General features: G+C 52.8%; 18 protein-coding genes and 2 pseudogenes. 15 read left to right on the top strand and 5 right to left on the bottom strand.

From position 1 onward, the window contains the following. Positions 1-198: 198 nt before the first annotated feature. The 11 genes from GFC06_RS14325 to GFC06_RS14275 all read left to right on the top strand — a co-directional run bounded on the left by GFC06_RS14325 (position 199) and on the right by GFC06_RS14275 (position 14,235). Positions 199-1,410, top strand: a complete 1,212-nt coding sequence (locus GFC06_RS14325) for a diguanylate phosphodiesterase (RefSeq protein ID WP_016156768.1) — start codon at positions 199-201, stop codon at positions 1,408-1,410. A 221-nt stretch (positions 1,411-1,631) separates the two neighbouring features. Then, complete coding sequence (locus tag GFC06_RS14320; RefSeq protein WP_032931597.1) at positions 1,632-2,363, top strand: MerR family transcriptional regulator; 732 nt, start codon at positions 1,632-1,634, stop codon at positions 2,361-2,363. Positions 2,364-2,683: 320 nt separating this feature from the next. After that, positions 2,684-3,214: a Csu type fimbrial protein gene (locus tag GFC06_RS14315; protein WP_016153348.1), complete on the top strand. Its 531-nt coding sequence runs from the start codon at positions 2,684-2,686 to the stop codon at positions 3,212-3,214. A gap of 14 nt (positions 3,215-3,228) precedes the next feature. Further along, positions 3,229-3,951, top strand: a complete 723-nt coding sequence (locus GFC06_RS14310) for a fimbrial biogenesis chaperone (protein ID WP_153690286.1) — start codon at positions 3,229-3,231, stop codon at positions 3,949-3,951. Positions 3,952-4,006: 55 nt separating this feature from the next. Beyond that, positions 4,007-6,292, top strand: a complete 2,286-nt coding sequence (locus GFC06_RS14305; RefSeq protein ID WP_153690285.1) for a fimbria/pilus outer membrane usher protein — start codon at positions 4,007-4,009, stop codon at positions 6,290-6,292. A 13-nt stretch (positions 6,293-6,305) separates the two neighbouring features. Continuing rightward, positions 6,306-7,274, top strand: a complete 969-nt coding sequence (locus GFC06_RS14300) for a Csu type fimbrial protein (protein ID WP_049269127.1) — start codon at positions 6,306-6,308, stop codon at positions 7,272-7,274. 321 nt (positions 7,275-7,595) lie between these two features. Further along, positions 7,596-8,870: a Glu/Leu/Phe/Val family dehydrogenase gene (locus GFC06_RS14295; RefSeq protein WP_153690284.1), complete on the top strand. Its 1,275-nt coding sequence runs from the start codon at positions 7,596-7,598 to the stop codon at positions 8,868-8,870. A 325-nt stretch (positions 8,871-9,195) separates the two neighbouring features. After that, positions 9,196-10,266 carry a dihydroxyacetone kinase subunit DhaK gene (gene dhaK / locus GFC06_RS14290; protein ID WP_016153353.1) on the top strand — a complete coding sequence of 357 codons (1,071 nt, stop codon included), beginning with the start codon at positions 9,196-9,198 and terminating at the stop codon, positions 10,264-10,266. Positions 10,267-10,277: 11 nt separating this feature from the next. Continuing rightward, positions 10,278-10,910 carry a dihydroxyacetone kinase subunit DhaL gene (gene dhaL, locus GFC06_RS14285; protein WP_016153354.1) on the top strand — a complete coding sequence of 211 codons (633 nt, stop codon included), beginning with the start codon at positions 10,278-10,280 and terminating at the stop codon, positions 10,908-10,910. A 10-nt stretch (positions 10,911-10,920) separates the two neighbouring features. Continuing rightward, positions 10,921-12,351: a dihydroxyacetone kinase phosphoryl donor subunit DhaM gene (gene dhaM / locus GFC06_RS14280; protein WP_153690283.1), complete on the top strand. Its 1,431-nt coding sequence runs from the start codon at positions 10,921-10,923 to the stop codon at positions 12,349-12,351. 171 nt (positions 12,352-12,522) lie between these two features. Then, a complete protein-coding gene (locus tag GFC06_RS14275; RefSeq protein WP_016153356.1) occupies positions 12,523-14,235 on the top strand; it encodes an alpha,alpha-trehalase in 1,713 nt (570 codons plus the stop codon). Between the two features lie 332 nt (positions 14,236-14,567). Here GFC06_RS14275 and GFC06_RS14270 read toward each other — a convergent pair whose 3' ends face one another. Beyond that, positions 14,568-14,822: a GlsB/YeaQ/YmgE family stress response membrane protein gene (locus GFC06_RS14270; RefSeq protein ID WP_016153363.1), complete on the bottom strand. Its 255-nt coding sequence runs from the start codon at positions 14,820-14,822 to the stop codon at positions 14,568-14,570. Positions 14,823-15,022: 200 nt separating this feature from the next. Between GFC06_RS14270 and ycgR the strand changes: the two genes are divergently transcribed. Then, positions 15,023-15,757 carry a flagellar brake protein YcgR gene (gene ycgR / locus GFC06_RS14265; RefSeq protein WP_049043144.1) on the top strand — a complete coding sequence of 245 codons (735 nt, stop codon included), beginning with the start codon at positions 15,023-15,025 and terminating at the stop codon, positions 15,755-15,757. Positions 15,758-15,768: 11 nt separating this feature from the next. On the opposite strand, the gene emtA is transcribed toward ycgR, so the two are convergent. Beyond that, the gene (gene emtA, locus GFC06_RS14260; protein ID WP_016153365.1) at positions 15,769-16,380 is read right to left on the bottom strand and encodes a membrane-bound lytic murein transglycosylase EmtA; all 612 of its coding nucleotides are present in this window, start codon (positions 16,378-16,380) and stop codon (positions 15,769-15,771) included. 98 nt (positions 16,381-16,478) lie between these two features. On the opposite strand from emtA, the gene ldcA reads away from it, so the two are divergent. Both ldcA and GFC06_RS14250 read left to right on the top strand, forming a co-directional pair. Then, complete coding sequence (gene ldcA / locus GFC06_RS14255) at positions 16,479-17,393, top strand: muramoyltetrapeptide carboxypeptidase (protein ID WP_141875274.1); 915 nt, start codon at positions 16,479-16,481, stop codon at positions 17,391-17,393. A 97-nt stretch (positions 17,394-17,490) separates the two neighbouring features. Continuing rightward, positions 17,491-19,221, top strand: a pseudogene (locus GFC06_RS14250) (potassium/proton antiporter); the annotation flags it as partial. On the opposite strand, the pseudogene GFC06_RS23610 reads toward GFC06_RS14250, so the two are convergent. From GFC06_RS23610 to GFC06_RS14240, 3 genes and pseudogenes are all read right to left on the bottom strand, one after another. Beyond that, positions 19,168-19,284: pseudogene (locus GFC06_RS23610) on the bottom strand (hypothetical protein); the annotation flags it as partial. The pseudogenes GFC06_RS14250 and GFC06_RS23610 overlap by 54 nt on opposite strands. 53 nt (positions 19,285-19,337) lie before the next feature. Next, positions 19,338-20,408 (bottom strand): catabolic alanine racemase DadX, encoded by a 1,071-nt coding sequence (gene dadX, locus GFC06_RS14245; protein WP_046275018.1) that lies wholly within the window; start codon positions 20,406-20,408, stop codon positions 19,338-19,340. A 12-nt stretch (positions 20,409-20,420) separates the two neighbouring features. After that, positions 20,421-21,719: a D-amino acid dehydrogenase gene (locus tag GFC06_RS14240; RefSeq protein ID WP_046275019.1), complete on the bottom strand. Its 1,299-nt coding sequence runs from the start codon at positions 21,717-21,719 to the stop codon at positions 20,421-20,423. A gap of 322 nt (positions 21,720-22,041) precedes the next feature. Here GFC06_RS14240 and GFC06_RS14235 point away from each other — a divergent pair, with 322 nt between their 5' ends. Next, the gene (locus GFC06_RS14235) at positions 22,042-23,574 is read left to right on the top strand and encodes a SpoVR family protein (RefSeq protein ID WP_003833557.1); all 1,533 of its coding nucleotides are present in this window, start codon (positions 22,042-22,044) and stop codon (positions 23,572-23,574) included. Positions 23,575-23,634 lie beyond the last annotated feature (60 nt).

Below are 23,634 nucleotides of genomic sequence, written 5' to 3'. Positions count from 1 at the left end.
CATGCGGTTACGATGGTTAAGTTCTCCATGAAATTCAATTTCTTTGTACAAATCACTTTGTATTATCAATGATAATTGATCTGTATTAGCCCGATTACTTGTAAAGACAAAGTTAGAATTATGTATTAAAATCAGGGCGTAACCTGGTTTGTCTGATACTGACCAGACCTCTTCTCCTTCCTTGATCCCGGACTGTCCATGCTCACGACCATTATTTACCGTAGCCATCTACGTGAAGACGCCCCTCTCAAAGCGCTTGAGGATATGGTGACAGCCGCAAATATCAAAAACAGGCGATCAGATGTTACGGGGATCTTACTCTTTAACGGCCATCACTTTTTCCAACTGCTTGAAGGCCCAGAGGAGCAGGTAAAAGAGATCTATCGTTGTATTTGTAACGACCCCCGGCACCACAATATCGTTGAACTGATGTGTGATTACGCGCCTGCGAGAAGATTCGGAAATGTAGGGATGGAGTTATTTGATTTACAAAAACATGAACGGAATGACGTCCTGCAAGCTGTACTCAATAAGGGTACGTCCAAATTTCAGCTCACGTATGATGACAGAGCATTACAGTTTTTCCGCACATTTGTCCTCGCCACGGAAAAATCGAGCTATTTTGAAATACCTGCGCCTGATTACTGGAGTTTTATAACCGACAATACCTGTACCATCCTGGATGAAAGCACACTTCCGTCAGATACAGATTTCAGCTTTGCTTTTCAACCAATTATCGATCCTATGTCACAGCGCGTCATTGCGCTGGAAGCCCTTATTCGCGGTAAAGACGGTGAAACGCCCGCTACGTATTTTGACAAATTCAAACCTGAAGATGTGTATACCGCTGATCTGCAGAGCAAAAAGACTGCATTTGCAATGGCAAGCGCACTGGGACTTAATCACAAAATGCTGTCGGTTAATCTGTTACCCATGACCCTGGTAAACAGACCCGATGCAGTCAGCTTTCTTATAAACGAAATCGCGGCGCATGGACTGGTGCCTGAACAAATCATTGTAGAGTTTACCGAAAGTGAAGTTATTTCGCGTTTTGATACGTTCGCGCAGGCCGTGAAGTCACTCAAGGCAGCGGGTATATGTGTGGCGATAGATCATTTCGGGGCAGGTTTTGCCGGGCTTCAGCTTTTGTCTCGCTTTCAACCGGACCGAATTAAGATAAGCCGCGAGCTCATCACTGATGTGCATAAAAGTGGACCACGGCAGGCCATCATTCAGGCCATAATCAAATGCTGCGCTTCACTGGAGATTATGATTTCTGCGGTCGGCGTCGAAAAACCTGAAGAGTGGATGTGGCTTGAATCCGCGGGTATTGAGATCTTCCAGGGTAACCTGTTTGCAAGAGCCTGCCTGAATGGTACTCCGTCTGTCGCGTGGCCAGAGAAAAAATGATTTCTCAGCGTTATAATAATTAACGTATTGTTATTACACAATAATCCCGCCACCTCTTTTATGCTGAACATAAAAATTCAGCATTTACTCCCTACGTGATAGTAAAGTAAATCTTAATTTTGCTAGAATCCTATGTATGTTTTGTACAATTTGATGCATGTTGTACAAAGTAGCAGGAACCGCATATCGGTGACGGAGAATCATGAGTGTCTGGGGGAATTATGGCTTATTACAGCATTGGGGATGTCGCAGAACGTTGCGGGATAAATCCTGTCACCCTTCGGGCATGGCAACGACGTTACGGTTTACTCAAACCTCAACGCAGCGAAGGTGGCCACCGACTCTTTGATGAAGAGGATATTCAACGTATTGAAGAAATAAAACGTTGGATTAGCAGTGGCACACCCGTTGGCAAAGTTAAAGCATTGCTGGAAACCAGTACCCGTGAAACTGACGACGACTGGAATCAATTGCAAGAAGAGATGATGGGCATTCTTCGTATGGCGTATCCCCCGAAGCTGCGAGCCAAAATTATCGCACTCGGTCGCGCCTACCCCGTAGATGCGTTGATTGATCGCGTTTATCTTCCCGTGCGTCAGCGGTTGATACTTGACCATAATACATCCCGCATCATGAACAGTATGCTTGATGGCGCATTGATTGAATATGTAGCCACCCTGCTGTCTGAAACGCGCCGCAAATCAGGGAAAGATGCCATCCTGATGGCCTGGGATGTTGAAGACCGAACCCGTTTATGGCTCGAAGCCTGGCGTTTATCGCAATCGGGCTGGCATATTGCCGTGCTTGCTGAACCCATTGAATCGCCAAGACCTGAACTCTTCCCCGGGCAAACGCTTTTTGTCTGGACTGGTATTACGCCAACCCGCAGACAAAATGAACTTCTACAACACTGGAACGAACAAGGTTATAAAGTCATTTTTCACAGCCCGTAACCAACATGTATCGCAGTAATGAGCTGAGTAAGATAAATCTTACTAATTCTCATTTTTTGGGTGGTTATTTTGAATGCCATCCAATGAATCTGTGTTCCCTACCCGCCTGACTTAATACCCGCAGTAGCATAAAAACAAAACAATATACTCACCCGTGGGTATTATTTTTTTGCAAACGACATCACCTTTTTCCTAAGTAAAATTTATTAGATCAACTGGCGCACGCCTAATACTTATTCTAGGGTTAAACCATGTCTTCTTGTACCACATTATTGTTTTTCTAAAGTAATAAATGTGGTTATTTGAAAAAGGTAAAGGATATGGCTCTGGTCTTAGACAAACGCTTAATTCTTTGTTGCTGCGCCTTTTCCATTATTCCCGTGGCAAATGCAGCAACCGTTAACGGAACATTTCAGGTACTGATGACGATTCAAAAGGCCTGTACCGTAACTGCCGGTTCGGCTTCAAATATCACGCTTGGGCCGGTGAATACCACGGCAACAAATACCAATGCAAGCAACACGATTTCGATTAATTGCTCAAAAACTACGCCCTATTTTATCGGTCTGGCGCCGTCGGCCGCCAATGGGGGGACGACGACGGGCTCAGGCGCCATGTCCTCCGTGGCTAACGCAGCCACCAATACCGATAAAGTGCCCTACCAGCTAAATCGAACATCAGCAACAGGTCCGGTGTGGGGGAACACCGCCACCGACACCGCGCCTGGAAACGGCGTAGCGGCGACGGGGACCGGGCTGGTGCAAACGTTTACTGTTTATGCCACCGCACCGAGCGCCAACTTCACTCCTGACGACTATGCCGACACGGTAACGGTTAACGTTAACTACTAACTTCAGGAAGCCACATGAGAGTAAAACTGTCTGTTCAGCAGTGTGCCTGCGCATGCCTGTTAGGGATGGTTGCGAGCCTCAACCCTGCCGCCGCCAGCGGGCTGCAAATCGCCCCGGTCACATTAACTTTGCTCGCGACGCAAAATGCCGATGGTATCTGGCTTAGTAATGCGGGTGAAAATGTGCTCAATGCCCAGGTTCGGGTTTTTCGCTGGAGCCAGAGCGCTTACGGCGACAAACTTTCCCCCTCTCAGGGGCTGGTCATTAGCCCGCCGATGCTGGCATTAGCCCCCGGAGAACGTCAGTTGATTCGCGTTATTCGGACCGGCCCACCTTCGGCACATGCTGAAGACGCTTATCGGTTATCGATAGATGAGTTACCGCCTGCAAAAGTAGAAAAAAATAAGCTTCAGTTTGTGCTGCATTATTCCGTCCCCGTTTTCATTCAACCAACATCAGCGGCGCAAACGCAGGCAAAATTGCAATGGAAATTACAACAGCTTGATGGCAAAAAATTTATTGAAGTGAGTAACCAGGGAAATGGGCATGCACAATTATCTGCTGCAACATTTATAAGCCCTGACGGTGCTAAAAAAGTTATTACGCCCGGACTGTTAGGCTACGTTTTACCCGGCTCAACGATGCGCTGGATAGTCTCCCCGTCGGCCAGTAATACTCATGATGGCGGGAAAGTTGAAGTCACAATCAATGGCCAAAAAACAGTACAAGATCTGTAACAGATCCTGGCTTCTGGTGAAATATTGCTTTCTCAATGGAGTATTAATATCGGGAATGGTTTGCGCACAAACGCAGAATAATAACCAGAACGAAGATGGTGTTATTAATGGCGCAGCGCAGCTCGTGGGGATCAATTTGTATCTCGACGTCACCTTAAATGGGAATCCCGTTGGGCTGGTGCATTTGGGTTACGATAATGGAAAGCTCTATGCAGGGGCAGATACCCTGCGAAAAATGGGCTTTCACTTTGCGCCTGACGCCACTCACGCCGTCTGCCTGAACGATATCCCCGAGCTAACCATTGACTATAACGTTCAGTTGCAAACGCTTTCGCTTACTGCGCCACTCAGTTCACTCGATCTTGCGACCACGCAGCTTAACTCCCCCGTAGAGACCGCGCCGACGGCGACAACATCACGCGGAGCGCTGCTCAATTACGATATCTATACCCAACAGGGGGATGAAAGTGCAATAAATACCTTCAGCGAACTCCGCGCTTTCAATGCTGCAGGCGTGCTCAGCACCACCCAGTTGACGCAGTATTCCACCGAGGAAAATGCGGATAACAGCGTTGAGCGACTCGATACCAGCTGGCGTACGTCATTTCCCGAAACGATGCTGGCGGTAACCGTTGGCGATACCCTGACCAGTTCACTTATCTGGTCCCGGCCGACGCGTATCGGCGGCATTCAGATAGGAACCGATTTTGGTTTGCGGCCCTATATGCCAACCACCCCGCTCCCTGCATATCTTGGCTCCGCGACGTTGCCGTCAAACGTTGAGCTGTACGTCGACGGCGTCAGGTACTACAACGGAGAAGTCCCCGCGGGTAGCTTTCAGATCAACACAATGCCGAACATCAGCGGCGCGGGAACGGGTCAGGTAATGATGACGGATGCGCTGGGCAGAACGAGCGTACAAAATTTTTCGTTCTACAACGATCAGCAACTCCTGCGGGAAGGATTAACTGCCTGGTCTGCGGAATTGGGCACGGTACGCGAAAACTATGGTTACTCCTCTTTTGATTATGCCAGCGCACCGGTACTGAGCGGTACATGGCGTCGTGGGTTTAGCAATACGTTCACCGCCGGGACTCACGCTGAAACCAGCGATGGACTGATTAACGCAGGCTTCAGTAACGACTGGATCCCAGGCACCCGCAGCGGCACGTTTTCGACCTCAGTTGCCGCAAGTACCGACGCAGGAAAGAACGGTTTTCTGTACAGTTTTGGTTATCGTTGGTCCGGCGAACGGTTTAATTTCAGTACCAGTACGACAGCCACTTCCGGCGATTATCGCGATGTCGCCACCCATTATGGCGAGCCGCCACCGACGCTTAACAGCAATACGGTCATTGGCTATTCGCTGGAAGCTGCCGGTAATGTCAGCCTGAGTTACCTGCAGTTTCGTTATCCGCACGAAAATGCGGTGCGCTACGCCAACGCCAGCTGGTTCAAATCGATCACCGACAACATTTCACTGAATGCCGGATTCAACCAAAACATCGACGATAACCGCGATCGCAGTCTCTATCTGATGGTGACAATGACCACTGATAACAATCTCAGTGCCAGCAGCACCCTACAACGCACCAATGATGAAACCGGCTACCAGCTCAACGCCAGCCTGACGCCTCCTGCCGACGGCGGCTGGGGCTGGAATCTGGCCGCCAGTCAGCAGGCTTCCCGGCAAAGCGGTCAGGGAGAAGTGGGATATCTGGGGCGTTATGGTAAAGCGTACGCGGGATTCAGCCGTTTACCGGATAACCACTACGGCTACGCAGGCGCCACCGGATCGCTTGTTACCATGGGAGGCGGCCTGTTTGCAGCACGTGAAATCAACAATGGCTTTGCCGTCGTATCAACTGACGGCTTTCCTGACGTCCCGATTAAGTTACAAAATAACCTGATTGGTCGCAGCGACGACCAGGGGCTATTGCTGGTCACGCCACTGAACAGTTATCAAAAAAACCTGATCAGTATTGACCCAATGGATCTCCCCGCCAATATGCGGATCGCGCGCGTTGAGGCGAATGCAACGCCTGCCGATCGTTCCGGTACATTGGTTAGCTTTGGCATCACCCCCGTACGCGCTGCGCAGGTCATCCTCGTCGACAATCAGGGTAAACCCATTCCCGAAGGCAGCATGGCATACGCTATCAACGAAACAGGACAATCGTCTGTCGTTGGTTTTGATGGGATGACCTGGTTCGACATGCTGGAACAGCACAACGCGCTGCGCGTTGAGACAGACACCGGCAGTTGTCGCGTGCAATTTGACTATCCCACTTCTGCAAAGGGGATTGTGCAAATAGGTCCACTGGTTTGCCGGCCACACTAACAGGAGTGCGCTCATGAGGTTAAGGCATCTGTTACTCATCGCAGCCGTACTCTTTTGTCCGGCGATTAGCCATGCCGTAACCTGTTCGGTGAGCAATGTGCAACCCATAAATTTGGGCTCAGTCAATCCGCTGTCTGCGACAGGCGCAACGTCATCAATGACGTTCAACTACACCTGCACCAAAGAGCTTGGCGACGTGCTGGCAGGGATCAACCTCTGTTTTAATATTGGCGCCTCAGCCGTCAGTGGCCAGGTGACACCTCGAAATATGTCATTAAACGGAACACCTGCCAGAACGCTGGCATACCAGCTTTACCAGGATGCCGGACACACCAAAGTCTGGGGGAGTCAGTATCAGTCGGGAACAACTTTTCCAATGGTACAGCTTAACCTGCTGAACCTGACGCCAGTGACGGGCTCACTCACGGTATCAGCACAGATTGTCACGCCACAAACCTCAGCGGTCCCCGGAAGCTATCAGGATAGCTATACGGCGGCGACAGCCCTTGTCACCCTCAATCCTGGATTGCTTTTCCCGCCGACCACCTGTGGCGATACCGTTGCCGCCAGGCTTCCCTTCACCGTATCGGCGACGGTCAGCAAACAGTGCAATATCACCTCTGCAACCAATATTAGCTTTGCGCCCGCCGGGGCGACCGGGCGTAACCTAACGGCTTCAAATACCGTGGGCGTAGCATGTTCCAATAACACGCCTTACACCATCGGACTTCAGCCCTCTAACGGCAATACGGCAGGCAGCGGCGTGATGGCCGGCACGGGGTCAAATACGGACAAGGTCCCCTACCAGCTTAGCTCGACGCCGGGGCCGTCCGGTACGGTTTGGGGCAATTCATCGCTCAATACTGTCGCGGGCAACGGTACGGGAACCACCACCACCTACCCGGTTTATGCCACCGTTCCCAGCGCGAACTACACGCCTGACAACTATGCTGATACCGTTACCATCGCCGTGACCTACTGACCCCAGCTTAATCGCAATAAAGCAAATACATTTTATTATCATATTATTTACTTTTAGAGGTGCGTCATAAATCTGATAAATTGCGATTTTTATAAATCATGCATATTAAATTACCCAGCCAGCAAAATAACCGAAATATCCGCACAATCAAAGAATAATTATTCACTTCTCAGCTAAAGCCCACACGCTTCATGCCGATAAACCGTGTTAGCCGGACAGGCCATTCTATGAAATAAATGTTAAATTTAGGTTCATATGGTGTGATTCACTGTATACCACGGCCAAATTAAGAACATATTACTTTTATAACTAAGGTTTATCATGGATAAGTTATCTTACGCTTCAGATAGCAGCACATCTGCCTGGAATACCTACCTGCAACAAATCGAGCGTGTGGCCCCTTACCTGGGCGAACTTTCCCATTGGGTGGATACCCTGCGCCACCCAAAACGCGCGCTGATTGTCGATATCCCGGTGCAGATGGATGACGGTACTATCCGTCATTTTGAAGGGTATCGCGTGCAACATAACCTCTCCCGCGGGCCGGGCAAAGGCGGTGTGCGTTATCATCCTGATGTTGATCTTAATGAAGTGATGGCCCTGTCCGCATGGATGACCATCAAATGCGCAGCGTTGAACCTGCCGTACGGCGGTGCGAAAGGTGGCGTGCGCGTCGATCCGTTCTCGCTTTCCGAAGGTGAACTGGAGCGTTTAACCCGCCGTTATACCAGCGAAATCGGCATTATCATCGGGCCGCAGAAAGACATTCCTGCGCCGGATGTGGGGACTAACGGAAAAGTAATGGCCTGGATGATGGATACCTACTCCATGAACCACGGCACCACCGTGACCAGCGTGGTCACCGGTAAACCTATTCACCTCGGCGGCTCGTTAGGCCGTGATAAAGCCACCGGTCGTGGTGTTTTCGTCAGCGGTCTGGAAGTGGCGCGTCGTGCCAACATCGACGTTGAAGGCGCTCGCGTAGCGGTGCAAGGTTTTGGTAACGTCGGCAGCGAAGCCGCCCGCCTGTTCGCGGCAGCAGGAGCACGCTTGGTCGCGATTCAGGATCACACCGCAACGCTGTTTAACTCAACGGGTATCGACATGGCCGCGTTGTCTGCCTGGCAGCTGGAGCACAAACAGATTGCCGGTTTCCCGGGCGCTGAAACCATTGCCAGCGAAGCCTTCTGGAGCCTGGAGATGGATATTCTGATCCCGGCCGCGCTCGAAGGCCAGATCACCCGTCACCGCGCGGAAACGCTGACCTGTAAACTGGTACTCGAAGGCGCTAACGGCCCAACCTATCCGGACGCCGACGACGTTCTGGCAAGCCGCGGTATCGTGGTTGTCCCAGACGTTGTTTGTAACGCCGGCGGCGTAACCGTCAGCTACTTCGAATGGGTTCAGGACATGGCTAGCTTCTTCTGGAGCGAAGAAGAGATTAACAATCGCATGGACAAAATCATGACCGATGCGATGGTACACGTGTGGGAAAAAGCGGCAGAGAAATCCTGCTCACTGCGTACGGCAGCCTACATTGTTGCCTGCGAACGCATTCTGCTGGCACGTAAAGATCGCGGAATTTATCCGGGCTAACGCCGAAATCGACCATGCCGACAAACCACCTGCTCTGCAGGTGGTTTGTTTTCCCTAAACACCCGTGAATCAGCTTCCCGGCCAAATACGGCCCAACCTCTCATTTTCGCTGTTTTATGCACCATGACGTTCCAATACGGAACATTATTATGTTGCTACGTTTCGTATTGAAACGCCCATTACAGCAATTTTCTTTTGCCAACCCGTGTGCAAAATTACCTTATCGGCAGCGAGCAGTCGCCGTGGCGTTGTATAACCCGATACCCTACATCAGATGCCTGCCCGAATCTGGCAGCCATCCAGGACTGTCTGCGGAGCATAAATAATGAAAAAATTGATTAACCGTGTTGAAGACGTACTGACTGAACAACTCGCCGGACTGGCGAAAGCGTATCCTTCCCTGGCACTGCATCAGGATCCGGTATATGTCACCCGCGCAGATGCGCCGGTAATGGGCAAAGTGGCGCTGCTTTCCGGCGGTGGCAGCGGACACGAGCCTATGCACTGCGGCTACATTGGTCAGGGCATGCTCTCTGGTGCCTGCCCGGGTGAAATTTTTACCTCACCCACGCCGGATAAAATGTTCGAATGCGCCATGCAAATTGATGGCGGCGAAGGCGTACTGCTGATCATCAAAAATTACACCGGCGATATTCTTAATTTCGAAACCGCCACCGAGCTGTTGCATGAAAGCGGCGTCAAAGTCACCACCATGGTAGTGGATGACGACGTGGCGGTGAAAGACAGTCTGTATACCGCCGGTCGTCGTGGTGTGGCGAATACCGTATTGATCGAAAAACTGGTCGGCGCTGCCGCCGAACGCGGTGACTCACTGGAAGTTTGTGCGGCGCTGGGTCGTAAACTGAATAACCAGGGCCACTCCATTGGGATAGCCATTGGCGCCTGTACCGTTCCGGCCGCCGGACAACCGTCGTTCACGTTGCAGGATAACGAAATGGAGTTTGGCGTGGGTATCCACGGGGAACCGGGCATTGACCGCCGCACCTTCACTTCCCTCGATCAGACCGTTGATGAAATGTTCGATACCCTGCTGGAAAACGGCAACTACAGCCGTACGCTCCGCCACTGGGACAACGTTCAGGGCGCGTGGCAGGAAGGCAAAGAAAGCAAGCGCGCGTTGCAAAGCGGCGATCGCGTCATTGCGCTGGTCAATAATCTCGGTGCGACGCCGCTGTCAGAACTCTTCGGCGTGTATAACCGCCTCGAAAGCCGTTGCCAGGACGCCGGCATCGTCATTGAGCGCAACCTGATCGGTTCTTACTGTACCTCTCTGGATATGACCGGCTTCTCAATCACCCTGTTACAGGTGGATGACGACACGCTGAGCTTATGGGATGCACCGGTTCACACCCCTGCTCTCAACTGGGGTAAATAAGGAGATACATGATGTCCCTCAACAGAACACAAATTGTTAACTGGCTCTATCGCTGCGGTGAGATCTTCACCACCGAAAGTGATTTTCTCACCGGTCTTGATCGGGAAATTGGTGATGCCGACCACGGTCTGAACATGCACCGCGGCTTTAGCAAAGTCGTCGAAAAGCTGCCGTCCATCGCCGATAAAGACATTGGTTTTATTTTGAAAAACACCGGCATGGTGCTGCTCTCAAGCGTCGGGGGGGCCAGCGGTCCACTGTTTGGTACCTTTTTTATCCGTGCCGCCCAGGTGACCCAGGCTCATCAAAGCCTGACGCTTGAGGAGTTGTATCAAATGATTCGTGATGGCGCAGAAGGTGTGATTAGCCGCGGTAAAGCTGAACCTGGCGACAAAACCATGTGCGATGTCTGGCTGCCGGTAGTGGAATCTTTACGCCAATCCTGCGAGCAAAAGCTGAGCGTACAGGCGGCGCTGGAAGCGGCAAGCCAACAAGCGGAAGCAGCAGCGCAAAGCACCATCACCATGCAGGCCCGCAAAGGCCGCGCCAGCTATCTCGGTGAGCGCAGCATTGGGCATCAGGATCCCGGCGCAACGTCCGTAATGTTTATGATGCAAATGCTGGCTCAGGCATCCAGAGAGTAAGGATAAAGCGATGGTAAACCTGGTTATTGTTTCTCACAGCGCCCAGTTGGGCGAAGGCGTCGGCGCGCTAGCCCGGCAGATGTTAATGGGTGATGGATGCAAAATCGCTATTGCCGCAGGCATTGACGATCCTGAGAATCCGATTGGCACCGATCCTATCAAGGTGATGGAAGCCATTGAGTCCGTGGCCGATACGGATCACGTGCTGGTGATGATGGATATCGGTAGTGCGCTACTGAGTGCGGAAACCGCGCTGGAACTGCTCGATCCGGCCATTGCCGCCAAAGTACATTTGTGCGCCGCGCCGCTGGTCGAAGGTACGCTCGCCGCAACGGTTAGCGCTGCCGCAGGTGCTGACATTGAGCGGGTCATCTGTGATGCCATGAACGCCCTCGACGCCAAATGTGAGCAACTGGGTTTACCTTCGCCATCTGCAGCAAAGCCGACATCCGCCGAATTCGCGCCCGATGCAGATGCTCATTCAGTGGCCATTGTGGTGAAAAACCCAAACGGCATTCATGTGCGTCCGGCTTCACGGCTGGTTTCCGCGCTGTCTGGCTTTAACGCCGATATGTGGCTGGAGAAAAATGGCAAGTGCGTCGTCCCTGATAGCCTGAATCAGATTGCCCTGCTGCAGGTACGCTGTAACGACACGCTGCGCCTGATTGCCAAGGGCGAACAGGCAGAGGATGCGCTGGCCGCATTCAAACAGCTGGCGGCTGAGAATTTTGGTGAATCGCTCGAGCCCGCGCATGCTGATACCGTGGTGACGAAGGTTCCCTCACAGGTCACGGGGACGGCATTCTGTTACACACCGTTCTCACCGCAGGTAAGCCAACAGCCTATAGCCTCACTCCAGATTGAGCAGCAACGGTTACGGGTCGCTATCCAAAGCACGCTGAACGACTTAAGCGAGCTAACCGCGCTTGCAGAAGAGAGATATTCCGCAGATATCGCCGCTATTTTCTCCGGTCACCACACACTGTTGGACGATCCGGATCTGTTCGATATGGCCTGTGATCTAATGCGTGAAACGCAGAGCAGCGCGGCCTGGGCCTGGCATCAGGTGCTGAGCGATCTCAGCCAGCAGTATTTACAGCTCGACGATCCTTACCTGCAGGCGCGATACATCGATATTGAAGATTTGTTGTCTCGTTCACTGCAGTATTTAACGGGAGAGACTGCACAAATTCCCGCGTTCATCCGCCCCACTATTTTGGTCGCGGAGGTCATCTATCCTTCTACGGTGCTGCAACTCGATCCGAAGACCATCAAAGGCATCTGCCTGCGGGACGGGAGCGAAGCGTCCCACCCGGCGATTATCGCCCGTGCAATGGGGTTATGTTGGTTATGTCAGCAAGGCGAGGCCATCGAGAGTATCACGATGGGTGATACCCTGACCCTTGACAGCGTGGCCCAGCGGATAACCCGCGCGGGCTGATGTCGGTTGCACGCCCTTTCCCGACAAAGGGTGTGCATCTTTTCGATTCGCGTCGGGAAATGTCTGTTTATTCGCAAAATGGGGCGTCGATCACGCGCAACGGTCGATCCTGAACTAAGGTTTTCTCATGGTAAATGCCGCTGCTTCGGCACACCCTAAGGAGATTAACCGATGATAACGCCTGCAACTCGCCATCCAGGCCTGCTCTCTGTTGCAATAAAACTGACGCTCGCAAGCACCTTTTTTGCCCTTTCCTCTTTTGCCGTCAACGCCGAGGACGCACCAACCGCTACGCCTCAGCCGCCTGATATTTTGCTTGGCCCTCTGTTTAATGATGTACAAACGGCCAAACTGTTTCCTGACCAGAAAACCTTTGCTGACGCCGTTCCTAACAGCGATCCATTAATGATCCTTGCCGATTACCGGATGCAGAAAAATCAGTCCGGATTCGACTTACGTCATTTTGTGGAAGTGAATTTCACCTTGCCGAAAGCTGGCGAGAAATACGTCCCCCCAGCCGGGCAATCGCTGCGCGAGCATATTGACGGACTGTGGCCGGTACTCACCCGTTCGACAACCGACGCTGAAAAATGGGACTCTCTGCTGCCGCTCCCGGAACCGTATGTCGTGCCTGGCGGGCGTTTTCGCGAAATATATTATTGGGACAGCTATTTCACCATGCTGGGGCTTGCCGAGAGCAATCACTGGGATAAGGTCTCCGACATGGTGGCAAACTTCGCTTACGAGATTGATTCCTGGGGACACATTCCTAACGGCAACCGCACCTACTATCTGAGCCGTTCTCAACCGCCATTCTTTGCCTTTATGGTGGAACTGCTGGCGCAGCATGACGGGGATGACGCGCTGAAAAAATACCTCCCGCAGATGCTCAAAGAATACACCTACTGGATGGAAGGCGTCGAAACGCTCCAGCCCGGCCAGCAGAATAAGCGCGTGGTTAAACTGGATGACGGCACCATTTTGAATCGCTACTGGGATGACCGCGATACGCCGCGGCCAGAGTCCTGGGTGGAGGATATCGCCACAGCTAAAAGCAATCCGAACCGACCGGCCACAGAAATCTACCGCGACCTGCGTTCTGCCGCCGCGTCGGGTTGGGACTTTAGTTCCCGCTGGATGGATAACCCCAATCAACTAGGCACCCTGCGCACCACCAGCATCGTTCCGGTCGATCTCAATGCGTTGATGTACAAAATGGAAAAGATGATCGCCCTCGCCAGCAAGGCCGCCGGGGATAATGCCAAAGCTGCACAATATGAAGGCTTCGCTAATGCCCGACAAAAAGGGATCGAAAAGCACCTGTGGAACGACAAAGAAGGCTGGTATGCCGATTACGATCTGAAGAGCCACAAAGTACGTAACCAACTCACGGCCGCCGCCTTGTTCCCGTTGTATGTCAATGCAGCGGCAAAAGATCGCGCCAGTAAAGTGGCCGCGGCAACCCAGGCGCATTTGCTGCAACCCGGCGGCCTAGCCACCACGTCGGTGAAAAGCGGCCAGCAGTGGGATGCTCCCAACGGCTGGGCCCCGCTCCAGTGGGTCGCCGCATCGGGATTACAGAATTACGGTCAGGATAACGTCGCCATGGACGTGACCTGGCGATTCCTCACCAACGTGCAGCACACCTACGATCGTGAGAAAAAGCTGGTTGAAAAGTATGACGTGAGCAGCACAGGCACTGGCGGAGGCGGCGGCGAATATCCGTTGCAGGATGGTTTTGGCTGGACCAACGGCGTAACGCTAAAAATGCTCGACCTGATCTGCGCCAAAGAAAAGCCCTGTGACAGCGTGCCCGCTTCGCGCCCGGCCCCGGCAAGTACCACGCCAGTCGAGCCTAAAAAACAGGCTCAGCCGACGTCTTAACGCCGTTACCTGAAGCGTTTTACTCCCCGAATCCGCGCTGCGTCGCGGATTTTTTCTGGCTTATATTTCGCCATTCCTGTTGTCTCTACGCCATCTAGCCCTTATGGGGTATTCCGGGTTTTCATCCGTGAGAAATTGATTCGCAAGGGTACGGTGATAGTACCCTTAACACGTTCACAGGTCGTATTGCCTCAGAGAAGTGACAAACATAAGGTGAACGTAGCAATATGCCGGAGGCAACAGATTCGTTACCTCCGAATGTGCCACTCTCCGTTGTCGCTACGGCCACTCATCATTAACTGACAAGCATTACCCCGTCAGGGGCCGTTCGATTAATCTCGTCGTACAAGCCGAAAGACACCCAGCACAACAATCGCGCCGACCACGGCCACCAGGAAGCTGTGGAGATTAAACCCGCTGATATCGCCGCCGATACCGAACATCGTAGCCAGCCATCCACCGACCACAGCACCGATAATACCGAGAATGCAGGTCAGGATAAATCCACCGCCATCGCGCCCCGGCATAATCAGTTTGGCGATAACCCCCGCAATCAGACCAAAAATAATCCAGGTAATAATTCCCATTTCCAGGCCCTCTTTCCAGTGAACGCACGCGCAAGACATTCTTGCGCCAGCACGTTAAGTATAGGCAAGCCATCGCTACGTGCTTTTTCCCTCAGACTTAATTCATTGGGTTTGGTAAAAAATTTCATCCATTTGTATTAAGTTCCGTTGATTGATGCCGATAATCCAACGATAAACCAGGCATCCAGGAGTCATTAGGTGTGAGTAACTACAATGAGCAGTTCCTGAAGCAAAATCCGTTAGCGGTGTTAGGCGTACTCCGGGACTTAAATTCGCAGCAGGTTCCGCTGCGTATCTCCTGGTCTGGTGGCCAGTTCATCAGCAAAATACTGGCGGTCAGCCCGGACGAACTGATCATGGATTTTGGTAGTCAGGAATATGAAAACCAGGCCGTGCAGCGAGCCAATCAAATAACGATTATCGCCGAAACGCAGGGAGCCAAAGTGGAGTTCACCCTGCCACAGCTGAAAAAAGGCGAATACCAGCGGCTACCCGCATTTATCTCATCATTGCCGCCATCTCTGTGGTTCGTCCAGCGTCGGGAATATTTCCGTATCGGTGCTCCACTGCATCCCCCCTATCGCTGCACGGTAAAAATGCCGGATAACAGCATGCTATGTTTTCGCTTATTCGATTTGTCTCTTGGCGGTATGGGCGGGCTGTTAGAAACGGCAAAACCAGAGGGACTGGTAGAAGGCATGCGCTTTTCACAGGTTGAACTGAACATGGAGCAATGGGGAGTGTATCAGGTGGACGCCCAGCTAATTTCCATTAGCGAACGCAAAGTTATCGACGGGAAAAACGAAACAATTACCACTCCCCGCCTGAGCTTTCGTTTTCTCAACGTCGGCCCGGCGGTGGAGCGTAACCTACAGCGGATTATTTTTTCCCTCGAGCGCGAGGCCCGGGAAAAGTCGAATAAGGTGCGCGATTAGCATCACCTGAATTACATCACATCCAGCGCTTGTTGAAGCTTCCAGATATAGCGCGGAGCCTGCGGCGCCGGATGATTATCCGCAACATGTTCAATAAATTCATCCGGGCTGAGATCGTTTATCTTATTAATGGCTTTTTTCCTGTCGGAGGAGAACGTTCGCAGCAGCGCGCCCGCACCGTTGGCGTACGATACCACCAGCGCATATTGCATCACCTGCGGATCTTCGATCCCGGCCAGCGGCCCGGTCTCAAGAATGCTCAGGTATGCGGCCCCCATCGAGATATTGCGCTCAGGATTTTTCAGCTCGCTGGTCGACGGCTCGCCACTCCACCCCATGCGACGATAAACATCACGCCCTGACGTAGAGGCTTTTAACTGCATCAGGCCAATCGCATTAGACTTACTGACCGCATTCGGGTTTCCACCTGATTCAATGGCGATGATCGCGGTAATCAATTGTGGACTGACACCCCAGGCCGCACCGGCTTTTTCGCTGATCGGCATCCATTGCATTGCGCGTTTAACCGGAACTTCAGCATTCCACGGCGGATTTTTGTAATCCTGTTTTGAACTACAGCCCGCAAGTAATACAACCAAAAAAGCAAACCATCTCAATTTCACGTCATCTATCCTTATAGCCGGAACCTGTCGCTGAGGTGACAACGACATACCTACGCGGCATGATATACATTTGGTTTTAGTTGTAGCAAGGAAATGCCATGTCCCGGTTTCACTTAATTGCCCCGTCGGGCTACTGTATCAACCAGCAGGCTGCCTTACGCGGGCTGGCGCGTCTTACTGAGGCCGGTCATCAGGTCGACAATTCAGCGGTCATTGCGCGCCGCTGCCAGCGTTTTGCGGGTACAGAAGCAGAACGGCTTGCTGATGTGAACGCGCTCGTAAATCTGAACACGCCCGATACCATTGTGATGGCAGTACGCGGCGGCTATGGCGCGAGCCGTTTACTGGCAGATATTGACTGGCAGGCGCTGGCGAACCGTCAGCAACACAACCCACTGCTGCTGTGCGGACACAGCGATTTTACCGCGATCCAGTGTGGTCTGCTGGCGCAGGGGAATGTGATTAGCTTCAGCGGCCCGATGCTGGCGGCTAACTTTGGCGCCGAGGAGATGAACGCATTTACCGAGCACCATTTCTGGCAGGCTGTTCGCAATGCCCAATTTACCCTCGAGTGGCAAGGTAACGGTCCGGCATGTGCGACCGAAGGTACGCTATGGGGCGGAAATCTGGCGATGCTCATTTCTCTGATGGGCACGCCGTGGATGCCCGCTATCGAAAACGGCATTTTGGTGCTGGAAGACATTAACGAGCATCCTTTTCGCATTGAACGCATGCTGCTGCAACTGTATCACGCAGGAATACTGGCCCGACAAAACGCCATTATCCTCGGCAGTTTTAGCGGCAGCGCACCTAATGATTACGACGCGGGTTACAGTCTTGACTCAGTTTATGATTTTCTACGCGCCAGGTTATCGGTTCCGGTGATCGACGGCCTCGATTTTGGTCATGAACAACGCACCGTCACCTTGCCGTTGGGGGCCAGAGCGGTACTGAAAAATGATAAAAACGGCGCTCAGCTCACCTTAAGTGGGCATCCGGTACTTAAATCGTAAAAAAAGCGGTTAACAGGGCTAAGTAAAACGCTGTTTCTGTCGTTATTATGTTAGGGTTTATAAATACGAAACAGCGTAATTCAGGAGTAACCGAACGTTGGATGCCGCAGCAATAATTAGCCTTTTTATTTTGGGTTCCGTACTCGTCACCTGCAGTATCTTACTCAGTTCATTCTCATCACGTCTTGGTATCCCTATTCTGGTGATATTTCTCGCTATCGGTATGTTAGCGGGAGTCGACGGCGTGGGCGGTATTCCTTTCGATAACTACCCTTTCGCCTATATGGTGAGTAACCTGGCGCTGGCGGTTATCCTGCTCGACGGCGGGATGCGCACCCAGGCCAGCTCATTTCGTGTCGCGTTAGGCCCGGCGCTGTCGCTGGCGACCGTCGGGGTGCTGATTACCTCCGGACTCACCGGCATGATGGCCGCGTGGCTGTTTCATCTGGATCTTATCGAAGGACTCCTGATTGGCGCGATTGTCGGTTCAACCGATGCCGCGGCGGTTTTTTCCCTGCTCGGCGGCAAGGGGCTTAACGAACGTGTTGGCTCTACGCTGGAAATTGAATCCGGGAGTAATGACCCGATGGCGGTGTTTTTAACCATCACGCTTATCGCCATGATTCAAAATCACGAGACCGGTTTAAGCTGGATGTTTGCGGTGCATATTATCCAGCAGTTCGGCTTAGGGATCATACTGGGGCTCGGTGGGGGCTACCTGCTTCAGCAAATGATTAACCGCATTTCACTGCCTGCCGGGCTTTATCCGCTACTGGCCTTAAGCGGTGGGATCCTGATTTTTGCCCTGACCACTGCACTGGAAGGCAGCGGTATTCTGGCGGTCTATCTGTGTGGTTTCCTGCTGGGTAATCGCCCCATCCGCAACCGATTTGGCATTCTGCAAAACTTCGACGGTCTGGCATGGCTGGCGCAAATCGCCATGTTCCTGGTGCTGGGACTGCTGGTTACGCCGTCCGACCTGCTGCCTATCGCGATCCCTGCGCTGATTTTGTCTGCATGGATGATATTCATTGCCCGTCCGCTTTCGGTCTTCGCCGGACTGTTGCCGTTTCGTGGCTTCAATCTGCGCGAGCGCATTTTCATCAGTTGGGTGGGCCTGCGCGGTGCAGTCCCCATCATCCTCGCCGTGTTCCCAATGATGGCGGGTCTGGAGAATGCGCGCCTGTTCTTTAACGTCGCGTTCTTCGTGGTTCTGATCTCGCTGCTGTTTCAGGGAACGTCGCTTTCCTGGGCCGCCAAAAAAGCCAAAGTGGTGGTTCCTCCCGTCGGCTGGCCCGTTTCGCGCATTGGTCTGGATATTCATCCGGAAAACCCCTGGGAGCAGTTTGTTTATCAGCTCAGCGCGGATAAGTGGTGTGTAGGAGCCGCACTGCGCGACCTGCATATGCCGGAAGAGACGCGAATTGCCGCCCTGTTTCGTGACAACGTGCTGTTTCACCCATCCGGTAGCACGCGGCTGCGTGAAGGCGACGTTTTGTGCGTCATTGGCCGCGAGCGCGATCTCCCTGCTCTCGGCAAGCTGTTCAGCCAGTCGCCGCCGGTGTCTTTAGACCAGCGCTTCTTCGGTGATTTTATTCTCGAGGCCAGCGCAAAATACGCCGATGTGGCACTGATTTATGGCCTGGAAGATGGCACAGAGTATCGTGATAAACAGCAAACGCTGGGTGAAATTGTCCAGCATCTGCTTGGCGCCGCGCCGGTCGTCGGTGACCAGGTTGAATTTGCTGGCATGATCTGGACGGTTGCTGAGAAAGAAGATAATGCGGTGCTGAAGGTCGGTGTTCGCGTTGCTGAAGATGAAGATGAGGCGCGTTGATGCTTTTTGCCGGGCGGCGGCAGCGCTTTGCCCGGTTTGCGCTCTGCGTCGCATAAACGGTGTAGCCGGATGAAACACATCAGCGTCGACATCCGGCTTCAGATACGTTACACCGTCACAACCGGCACGCGCAGCGCCAGAGAACACATCAACTCGTAGCCCACCGTACCCGCTGCGCTGGCCACATCGTCAATTTTAATCTCTTTGCCCCACAGCTCTACCGGCGTCCCGATCCCCGCCTGCGGACACGGTGTCAGATCTACCGCCAGCATATCCATTGAGACCGTCCCTACCGTTGTAGTGCGTACGCCGTCCACCAGCACCGGCGTTCCGCTTGGCGCATGGCGCGGGTAACCGTCTGCATACCCGGTCGCCACAATGCCAATGCGCTGCTCGCCGCTGGCGGTATAGCGTCCCCCGTAGCCCACCCGATCTCCAGCTTTCAGCGTCTGTATGCCGATTATCTCGCTGCTCAGGGTCATGACCGGTTTCAGGCCGGTATTGGCGATGTCCCGCCACTGTCCCGAAGGTGATGCGCCATACAAAATAATGCCCGGGCGCACCCAGTCATAATGTGCTTCAGGGTGCCACAGTGTGGCGGCCGAATTGGACAGCGACCGTCTGCACTCCAGCCCTTCTGTCGCCTGTGCAATCCGCGCCATGGCGTCCTGAATACCTTCCGGGTGCTCCGCATCTGCAAAGTGGGACATCAGCGTCATTTCACCGACGTTGGGCATTGCCCGCAGCTGTTGCCAGACCGTTGATACTCTTTCCGGTAAGAAACCCAGTCGGTTCATGCCGCTGTTCACCTTCAGGTAAACATCCAGCGGCGCGTTGAGGCGCGCATTCTGCAGCGCTTTTAATTGCCAGTTACTGTGTACACAGGTGGTCAGACGATATTTGTCATACACCATCAGGTCTTCAGCGTGGAAAAATCCCTCCAGCATGAGTATCGGGCCTTTCCACCCGCGCTCACGCAGGGTTATCGCTTCTTCAAGATTGAGCATGGCAAAACCGTCGGTTGTACCCAGCGCATTCCAGACACGTTCAATGCCGTGTCCGTATGCATTGGCTTTCACCACCGACCAGACGCGGGCGTCCGGCGCGGCCTGGCGGGTAATGGTCAGGTTTTGTTTCAACGCCTGCAGGTCAATGCTGGCCAGTATCGGGCGAGTCATCTCACGTCCTTATCAGTTATGTGCGCCATGTAAATGCCGTGGACGAGATGGGGTAAACCCCGGGCTGTAACGCGCCACGCTCAGATCGTCGTAAGGAATGGCTGGTGTGCGGCCAGACAGAATGTCGCTCAGCAACTGACCCGAACCGCAGGCCATGGTCCAGCCCAGCGTGCCGTGGCCGGTATTAAGCAGTAGATTCTTAAAGCGCGTTCGCCCGATCACTGGCGTACCGTCCGGCGTCATCGGACGCAGCCCGGTCCAGAAGGTTGCCTGCTCCACATGCCCACCGCGCGGGAAGAGATCGCGAACGACCATCTCCAGCGTTTCACGGCGGGGTTGCAACAATTCCGTATTGAAGCCGACAATCTCCGCCATGCCGCCAACGCGAATACGGTTATCAAAGCGGGTAATGGCGATTTTGTAGGTTTCATCAAGGATCGTTGAAACCGGCGCGCCGTCATCTTGCGCCACCGGAATGGTCAATGAATAGCCTTTGAGCGGATAGACCGGAATATCAACGATCCCTTTTAGCATCGCCGTAGAGTACGAGCCGAACGCCATCACATAGGCATCGGCTTTGACTATCTCCTCGCCACACTGAACGCCATAAATCTGCTCACCATCGCTCAGCAGCTTATCGACCGGAGTATTAAAGCGAAATTTCACACCCGCCTGCTCCGCCATCAGCGCCAGACGCTGGGTAAACAGCTGGCAGTCACCCGTTTCGTCATTCGGTAAACGCAGACCGCCGGTCAGCTTGTGTGCCACTTCCGCCAGCGCCGGTTCAACTTCCGCCAGACGGCTTGCTTCCAGGAGCTGATACGGCACGCCGGCGTCTTCGAGGACGGCAATGTCGCGGGTCGCGTTCTCATACTGTTGAGCGGTACGGAACAGTTGCAACGTTCCGCCCTGGCGTCCTTCGTACTCGATACCGGTAGAGGCGCGTAGCGCTTTCAGGCAATCACGGCTGTATTCCGCCAGTCGCACCATCCGGCCCTTGTTTTCCATGTAATGGCTGGTGTCGCAGTTGCGTAGCATCTGCCACATCCATTTCAACTGGAACTGCGTCCCGTCGAGGCGAACGGCCAGCGGCGCATGGCGCTGAAACATCCATTTAATTGCTTTAAGCGGTACGCCTGGCGCCGCCCAGGGTGCTGCATAACCTGGAGAGATTTGCCCCGCGTTCGCCGCACTGGTTTCCAGTGCCGGACCGGGCTCACGATCAATGACGGTGACATCGTGTCCAGCCTGACTTAAGTACCAGGCGCTGGTCACGCCAACGACACCACTTCCCAGTATGACAACTCGCATAGCCACTCCGTTAACAGTAAAAGAACAATCATCTAATTACATCTTGATAACTCAGTTGAAAATATTATTCAACATATGGCTTTTTTATGGTGACTTATCTCACATATGGCGGTGATGGCGGGGAACTCCCTGCTTTGGTATCTCCTGCTGTGCGTTATTTTTATCCAGCATAAAATTTTGCGGCCATACCGTTTTTCGACGCCTCGCTAACAAGAAATCGCAAAGAAAAAAATTCAGCCGCAGCACGTTTTTTAACACCATGATCTATGCTTGAAATGAGGTACTCCAGACAGAGAGTGCCGCCAACAATGAGGGTGCGCGAATGGCTACGATTGATTCCATGAACAAGGACAGCACACGGTTAAGCGATGGACCCGACTGGACGTTTGATCTGCTGGATGTCTATCTGGCGGAAATAGACCGCGTGGCGAAACTCTACAGACTGGATACCTACCCGCACCAAATCGAGGTGATCACCTCCGAACAAATGATGGACGCTTACTCCAGCGTCGGGATGCCAATCAACTATCCGCACTGGTCGTTTGGTAAAAAATTTATTGAAACCGAGCGTTTGTATAAGCATGGTCAGCAGGGGCTGGCCTATGAGATTGTTATCAACTCCAATCCGTGTATCGCGTATCTGATGGAGGAAAACACCATCACCATGCAGGCGTTGGTGATGGCGCATGCCTGCTACGGACATAACTCCTTCTTTAAAAACAACTATTTGTTCCGTAGCTGGACGGATGCCAGCTCCATCGTCGATTACCTGATCTTCGCGCGAAACTATATTACCCAGTGTGAAGAGCGTTACGGCGTGGATGAAGTCGAAAAGCTCCTCGACTCCTGTCACGCGCTGATGAACTACGGCGTGGATCGTTACAAACGCCCGCAAAAAATCTCCCTACAGGAAGAGAAAGCCCGACAGAAAAGCCGTGAAGAGTATCTGCAAAGCCAGGTAAATATGTTGTGGCGTACGCTGCCGAAGAAAGAGGAAGAGAAAACCGTTGCAGAAGCCCGACGTTATCCTTCTGAACCGCAGGAGAACCTGCTGTACTTCATGGAGAAGAACGCCCCGCTGCTGGAATCCTGGCAACGCGAAGTGCTGCGCATTGTGCGCAAGGTCAGCCAGTATTTTTATCCGCAGAAACAGACCCAGGTGATGAACGAAGGGTGGGCCACTTTCTGGCATTACACCATCCTTAATCACCTTTATGACGAAGGTAAAGTCACCGAACGGTTTATGCTGGAGTTTTTACATAGCCATACCAACGTGGTATTCCAGCCGCCGTACAACAGCCCGTGGTATAGCGGGATAAATCCCTATGCTCTGGGTTTTGCCATGTTCCAGGATATTAAACGAATTTGTCAGTCGCCTACCGAAGAGGACAAATACTGGTTCCCGGATATAGCGGGTTCTGACTGGCTGGAAACCCTGCATTTCGCGATGCGCGATTTCAAAGATGAGAGCTTCATCAGCCAGTTTCTGTCACCGAAGGTTATGCGTGATTTTCGCCTGTTCACCGTGCTGGATGACGATCGTCATAATTATCTGGAGATTTCCGCGATTCACAACGAGGAAGGATATCGTGAGATCCGCAACAGGCTGTCGTCGCAATATAACCTGAGCAACCTTGAGCCGAATATTCAAATCTGGAATGTCGATCTGCGCGGCGACCGCTCGCTCACCTTGCGCTATATTCCGCATAACCGCGCTCCGCTGGATAAAGGACGCAAAGAGGTGCTCAAACATGTGCACCGGCTCTGGGGTTTTGACGTGATGCTGGAGCAGCAGAATGAAGACGGCAGTGTGGAACTGCTGGAGCGTTGCCCGCCGAGGATGAACGGTCTGTAAATCTTATTGCCGTATGGCGACGCGAAAACGTCTTATCCGGCCTACAATGCATTTCGTAGG

Origin of the sequence: Citrobacter braakii (assembly GCF_009648935.1) — a bacterium.
GTDB classification, from domain to species: domain Bacteria; phylum Pseudomonadota; class Gammaproteobacteria; order Enterobacterales; family Enterobacteriaceae; genus Citrobacter; species Citrobacter braakii.
Note: the sequence above shows the minus strand (reverse complement) of the source record. Positions and strands in the feature narration are given on the sequence as shown.

Bases quoted from the DNA above. Each gene is read 5' to 3' on its own strand.
- GFC06_RS14325 (WP_016156768.1), top strand. From the start codon at position 199: ATGCTCACGACCATTATTTACCGTAGCCATCTACGTGAAGACGCCCCT.
- GFC06_RS14320 (WP_032931597.1), top strand. From the start codon at position 1,632: ATGGCTTATTACAGCATTGGGGATGTCGCAGAACGTTGCGGGATAAAT.
- GFC06_RS14315 (WP_016153348.1), top strand. From the start codon at position 2,684: ATGGCTCTGGTCTTAGACAAACGCTTAATTCTTTGTTGCTGCGCCTTT.
- GFC06_RS14310 (WP_153690286.1), top strand. From the start codon at position 3,229: ATGAGAGTAAAACTGTCTGTTCAGCAGTGTGCCTGCGCATGCCTGTTA.
- GFC06_RS14305 (WP_153690285.1), top strand. From the start codon at position 4,007: ATGGTTTGCGCACAAACGCAGAATAATAACCAGAACGAAGATGGTGTT.
- GFC06_RS14300 (WP_049269127.1), top strand. From the start codon at position 6,306: ATGAGGTTAAGGCATCTGTTACTCATCGCAGCCGTACTCTTTTGTCCG.
- GFC06_RS14295 (WP_153690284.1), top strand. From the start codon at position 7,596: ATGGATAAGTTATCTTACGCTTCAGATAGCAGCACATCTGCCTGGAAT.
- dhaK (WP_016153353.1), top strand. From the start codon at position 9,196: ATGAAAAAATTGATTAACCGTGTTGAAGACGTACTGACTGAACAACTC.
- dhaL (WP_016153354.1), top strand. From the start codon at position 10,278: ATGTCCCTCAACAGAACACAAATTGTTAACTGGCTCTATCGCTGCGGT.
- dhaM (WP_153690283.1), top strand. From the start codon at position 10,921: ATGGTAAACCTGGTTATTGTTTCTCACAGCGCCCAGTTGGGCGAAGGC.
- GFC06_RS14275 (WP_016153356.1), top strand. From the start codon at position 12,523: ATGATAACGCCTGCAACTCGCCATCCAGGCCTGCTCTCTGTTGCAATA.
- GFC06_RS14270 (WP_016153363.1), bottom strand. From the start codon at position 14,822: ATGGGAATTATTACCTGGATTATTTTTGGTCTGATTGCGGGGGTTATC.
- ldcA (WP_141875274.1), top strand. From the start codon at position 16,479: ATGTCCCGGTTTCACTTAATTGCCCCGTCGGGCTACTGTATCAACCAG.
- dadX (WP_046275018.1), bottom strand. From the start codon at position 20,408: ATGACTCGCCCGATACTGGCCAGCATTGACCTGCAGGCGTTGAAACAA.
- GFC06_RS14240 (WP_046275019.1), bottom strand. From the start codon at position 21,719: ATGCGAGTTGTCATACTGGGAAGTGGTGTCGTTGGCGTGACCAGCGCC.
- GFC06_RS14235 (WP_003833557.1), top strand. From the start codon at position 22,042: ATGGCTACGATTGATTCCATGAACAAGGACAGCACACGGTTAAGCGAT.